The 4,876-nt window shown below is 69.2% G+C and carries 6 protein-coding genes and 1 pseudogene; 5 read left to right on the top strand and 2 right to left on the bottom strand.

Translation table 11 applies throughout. The annotated features are described in order from the left end of the window. Together I53_RS01540 and aat are read left to right on the top strand one after the other, a co-directional pair. Positions 1-519 (top strand): annotated as a pseudogene (locus tag I53_RS01540) (acetyl-CoA carboxylase biotin carboxylase subunit); the annotation flags it as partial. 79 nt (positions 520-598) lie between these two features. Continuing rightward, positions 599-1,282, top strand: coding sequence for a leucyl/phenylalanyl-tRNA--protein transferase (gene aat / locus I53_RS01535; RefSeq protein WP_043345931.1), 684 nt, complete (start codon positions 599-601; stop codon positions 1,280-1,282). Between the two features lie 66 nt (positions 1,283-1,348). Here aat and I53_RS01530 read toward each other — a convergent pair whose 3' ends face one another. Together I53_RS01530 and I53_RS01525 are read right to left on the bottom strand one after the other, a co-directional pair. Further along, positions 1,349-1,666, bottom strand: coding sequence for a hypothetical protein (locus tag I53_RS01530; protein WP_210274763.1), 318 nt, complete (start codon positions 1,664-1,666; stop codon positions 1,349-1,351). A gap of 117 nt (positions 1,667-1,783) precedes the next feature. Continuing rightward, positions 1,784-1,990, bottom strand: coding sequence for a DUF2842 domain-containing protein (locus I53_RS01525; protein WP_043345928.1), 207 nt, complete (start codon positions 1,988-1,990; stop codon positions 1,784-1,786). Positions 1,991-2,176: 186 nt separating this feature from the next. On the opposite strand from I53_RS01525, the gene I53_RS01520 reads away from it, so the two are divergent. The 3 genes from I53_RS01520 to I53_RS01510 all read left to right on the top strand — a co-directional run. Continuing rightward, positions 2,177-3,280, top strand: coding sequence for a COX15/CtaA family protein (locus tag I53_RS01520; RefSeq protein WP_043345926.1), 1,104 nt, complete (start codon positions 2,177-2,179; stop codon positions 3,278-3,280). A 150-nt stretch (positions 3,281-3,430) separates the two neighbouring features. Continuing rightward, positions 3,431-4,114 (top strand): hemolysin III family protein, encoded by a 684-nt coding sequence (locus tag I53_RS01515; RefSeq protein WP_043345925.1) that lies wholly within the window; start codon positions 3,431-3,433, stop codon positions 4,112-4,114. 140 nt (positions 4,115-4,254) lie between these two features. Next, on the top strand, positions 4,255-4,876 hold a 622-nt coding region (locus tag I53_RS01510), incomplete at its 3' end, for a glycosyltransferase family 4 protein (RefSeq protein WP_043345934.1).

The raw sequence follows: 4,876 nt of genomic DNA, 5'->3' as shown, positions 1-4,876 counted from the left end.
GAGGACGGCCGGTTCTACTTCATCGAGATGAACACCCGCCTCCAGGTCGAGCATCCGGTGACCGAGATGATCACCGGAATCGACCTCGTCATCGAGCAGATCCAGGTCGCCTCGGGGGGGGCGCTCTCGGTCAGCCAGGCGGACATCAAGGTCGAGGGCCACGCCATCGAGTGTCGGATCAATGCCGAGCACCCGGAGACCTTCCGGCCTTCGCCGGGCGAGATCACCCATTATCACACGCCGGGCGGCCTCGGCGTCCGGGTCGATTCGGCGGCGTTCCAGGGCTACCGGATCCCGCCGAACTACGATTCGCTGATCGGCAAGCTGATCGTCCATGGCCGGACCCGCAACGAGTGCCTGATGCGCCTGCGCCGGGCGCTGGACGAGTTCGTCATCGACGGCATCGACACGACGCTGCCGCTGTTCCGGACGCTGGTCCGCAACCCGGACGTGCAGAACGGCCTTTACGACATCCATTGGCTGGAGCATTTCTTGGAAGACGGCGGCATGAAAGCCTGACCGGACCGGGGCGGGGCTGCGGCGACCGCTCCACGCGCGGGATCTGGTCTTCGCGCCGGCCGCGCGCGACACTCACGGCATGCACGATTCCGCCCGCGTGGACATCACCCCCGAGATCCTGCTGAAGGCCTACGCGGCGGGAATCTTCCCGATGGCGGAGGACGCCGACGACCCGACGCTCTACTGGGTCGAGCCCAAGGCGCGGGGCGTGTTGCCCCTCGACGCGTTCCGCGTCCCCCGGCGCCTCGCCCGGACGGTGCGGTCCGACCAGTTCGTGGTCCGCTGCGACACCGACTTCGAAGCTGTGATCGACGGTTGCGCCGCGCCGCGCCGGGACAGCGAGCGCACCTGGATCAACGCACGGATCCGCGAACTCTACGGCGCCCTGTTCGATCTCGGCCATGTCCACACGGTCGAGGTCTATGCGGGCGCGGACGGGCGGCTCGTCGGCGGCCTGTACGGCGTCTCGCTGGGGGCGGCCTTCTTCGGGGAGAGCATGTTCCACGAGGTGCGCGACGCCTCGAAGGTCGCCCTCGTCCACCTGATGGCCCGCCTCCGCGCCGGGCACTACCGGCTCGCCGATACCCAGTTCGTCACCGACCATCTCACCCAGTTCGGCGCCGAGGAGGTGCCGCGGCACGTCTACAAGCGGCGGCTCGCCGAAGCCCTCGATCAGGTCGCCGACTGGAACGTCTGGCCCGGCGACGGCTCGATGCCGGGCGCGCGGGTCCTCGAGGCTCTGGAATCTCCGAACCTGCCTTAAAGTCGAGATCCCAGAGGATCCCGGTCGAGATGCCAGGCGTCGGAGCGGACGATCCGGAGGCCGGCGTCAGCGCCGGCGCCGGTGCCGGTAGCCGGTCGAGAACGAGGCGTACTGCCGGCCGCGCGCGGACCGGTAGCGCCGGCGGCGGCTGGTGCTGGCCTCGGCCGTCTCCTCCACCTGCGGGATCGGCTCTGCCATGGCGGCCGCCGGGGTGGCAGCCGTGGCGACAGCGGTGTCGGCCGAGGCGTAGCCGCCGGCGACGTTCTTGGCCGCGGGGCCGAACATCGCGAGGCATTGATTGTAGGCGAGGTCGTTCTTCAGGCGCTCGCATTCACCGATGGAGCGCGGGGTCCCCTGAGCCAGGGCCGGCAAGGGCGCCAGCATCACGACGAGGGCAGCCAGAGGCGTAAGGCATAGGGACGGGCGGTGCACGGAGCGGGATCTCGAGCGGGAACGGGCAGGCTTGTGATCCCCGAGTGCGGCAAAATCGAGGGATCGGCGTCAGCGATCGGGCCGCTCCATCCACCGGATCAGCGGCATCAGCGGGAAGATCCAGGCGATGCCGAGAATCGAGTAGATCACCGCCTGCACCGGCGCGGGCGTCTCCGCGATGCGGCTGTCGGCCAGGGCCATCGCCAGCGGGCCGTAGAGGCAGACGAAGGCGAGAATCACGAGGGTGCCGATCAGGGTTCGGGTGCGGCGGCGCATTGCTGTGTCCGTGGCCTCGCGGCCGGCGCTCCCGGCGCCGACCGGGGACGGCTACCGTCCTGTGATCCGGTTGGCAACGCGCCCGCTGACGCGGGCTGCGGCGCCGGCGCCGTTGCTGGGCGGTCGGACATCCCCTAACCCGAAGGCGGCGGCCGGGGCATCCCGGCATCCGCGGAAGGGACGGGCATGGACATGAGTGGCGCGGGCGACCGGCGGTCGGGGGCGGTGCGAACCTGGCTCTACGTGGTCGCGGCCATGGTCGTCGCCATGGTGGCGGTCGGCGGCGCGACGCGTCTGACCGGGTCCGGCCTGTCGATCACCGAGTGGCGCCCCGTCACCGGGGCGATCCCCCCCCTCACCGAGGCCGACTGGGCCGCCGAATTCGCCAAGTACAAGGACACGCCGCAATACAACATCCTCAACCAGGGGATGGGATTGTCCGCCTTCAAGGTCCTGTATGGCTGGGAATGGGGCCATCGCCTCCTCGGCCGGCTCATCGGCCTCGTGTTCTTCCTGCCGCTGATCGTGTTCTGGTGGCAGGGCCGGATCAGCCGGCGTCTCGGATTCGGGCTGCTCGGCCTCGGCGTGCTCGGCGGCCTTCAGGGCGCCATCGGCTGGATCATGGTCGCTTCGGGCCTCCAGCCCGGCATGACCGCGGTGGCCCCGCTCAAGCTCGCCCTGCACCTCACCACCGCCAGCCTGATCCTGGCCGGCCTCGTCTGGCTGGCGGCGGGCGAGCGCCGCGGCGTCCTGGCGCCGGTCCCGGCACGCCTGCAGGCGACCGCGATGGTGCTCCCGATCCTGGTGCTGGTGCAGATCTTCCTCGGAGGGCTCGTCGCCGGCTCCCATGCCGGCCTCGTCTTCAATACCTGGCCCACCATGGACGGCGCTTTCGTGCCGCCGCTGGACAGCCTGTTCGCGATCCGGCCCTGGATCGAGAACTTCGTCGACAACCACGCCCTGGTTCAGTTCGACCATCGGGTGACGGCCTATCTGGTCCTGGTCGTGGCGATCCTTCACGCCATCGACGCCCGCCTCACCGGGCCGGCGAACGCGGCCGGCCGCGCCAACGGTGTCGTGATCCTCGTTCTCGCCCAGATGGCGCTTGGAATCGCGACGCTGCTCCTCGCCGTTCCGCTCTGGGCGGCGCTCGCGCATCAGGTGCTGGCCATGGCCGTGCTGACGATGGCGACAGTCCATGCCCGGGTCAGCCGGGGATCCGGCGTAGTGATGCCGGCGGCCGCGGAGCCGCCCCTGGGGTTCGAGGGGCTGGCGAGAGGCCGGATCTAGGCTATCGTGCGGTGCGGCCATCGTGCTGCGCTGCACGAGACTTTTACCGCTTTTAGTGGAACCTTGGAATAACTCCGCATCAGCAATCTGCACGGGGAACGACTTAGACTTCTCAAGCTTTATGCTGCAAGCGTTGCAGGAGGCTTCAAGATGTCTCTCGCGGAAGATGGCCGACCCCTCTCCCTGACCTGGCACTACACGCCGCGGGAGATCGTGGCGGATGGCGTGATCCACGGCCTCGGCGTTCTCCTCGGTTTCGCCGGTGCGGTAGCCCTGGTGGCCACGGCGGTCACCACACATCTCGGGCTCGGGGAGCGGGCGGCAGTCGTCGTCTACGCCGCGGCACTGGTCCTGATGCTCGGCGTCTCTGCCCTCTACAACCTGTACCCCGTGAGTCCGCGCAAATGGCTGCTCCGCCGCGCCGACCACGCCCTGATCTACCTGATGATCGCCGGCACCTACACGCCGCTGGTCGCCCTCGTGGGGTCGGGGATCCGAGCCTACGCGCTGCTGGCGATCATCTGGGTGGTGGCGCTGATCGGGATCGCCGTGAAGCTGCTCCTGCCGGGCCGGTTCGATCGGCTGTCGATCGGCCTCTACCTGCTGCTGGGCTGGAGCGGCCTGCTCGCGTACGAATCCGTCATCGCAGCGCTCCAGCCCACGGCTCTGTGGCTGCTGGGCATCGGCGGGGCGCTCTACTCCATCGGTGTGATCTTCCACATCTGGCGAACCCTGCCCTTCCAGAATGCGATCTGGCACGGCTTCGTCCTGGCCGCGGCGGCCTGCCATTACGGGACGATCTGGGCCAGCCTGAACGGCGCACCGCTGACATAGGGCGGGATCGGTTGCGGCCTCGCACGTAAAACTCCGCTTACCGTCCCGACCGAAAGGTCGAGCCCCCCGATCCTGCTTTAAGTGTCCCGCGACCACCGGTGGATCATAACCTGGGAACTTATATTCCCGGGAGCTGAACCATGGTCCCGAAGTCGAACGCCCCTGGCAGTGCTGAGCGTTACCGGATCCTTCACGTGTTCCGGGCGCCCGTAGGCGGCCTGTTCCGGCACGTGATGGATCTCGCCCGCCTGCAGGCCGCCGCGGGCCATCAGGTCGGGATCGTCTGCGACGCCACCACCGGCGGCGAGCGCGCCGCGGGAGCCCTGGCGGATCTGCTGCCGATCCTGGATCTCGGCCTCCTCCGCATCCCCATGCGCCGCAATCCGCATCCGTCGGACTGGTCCTGCCTCCGGAACGTCGCGCAACGGGCTGCCACGGTCGGCGCGGAGGTGCTTCACGGTCACGGCGCCAAAGGCGGTGTCTATGCACGCCTTGCCGGGGCGGGCCCGGCGATCCGCGCGTACACCCCGCATGGCGGCAGCTACAATTACCGTCCGGGCACTGGACTCCACCGTCTCTACATGGGGGCCGAGGCGATGCTGGCCCGCCGCACCGACGCGTTCCTGTTCGAGAGCGAGTACGTCGCCGGCCGGCACCGGCGCTTCGTCGGCGGTCCCGAGCGTGTGACGCGGATCGTGCACAACGGTATCGCCGAGGCCGAGTTCGCGCCCCTGGACCGCGTCGCGGAGCCCTTCGACCTAC

Origin of the sequence: Methylobacterium sp. B1 (assembly GCF_000333255.1) — a bacterium.
Lineage (GTDB): Bacteria > Pseudomonadota > Alphaproteobacteria > Rhizobiales > Beijerinckiaceae > Methylobacterium > Methylobacterium fujisawaense.
Note: the sequence above shows the minus strand (reverse complement) of the source record. Positions and strands in the feature narration are given on the sequence as shown.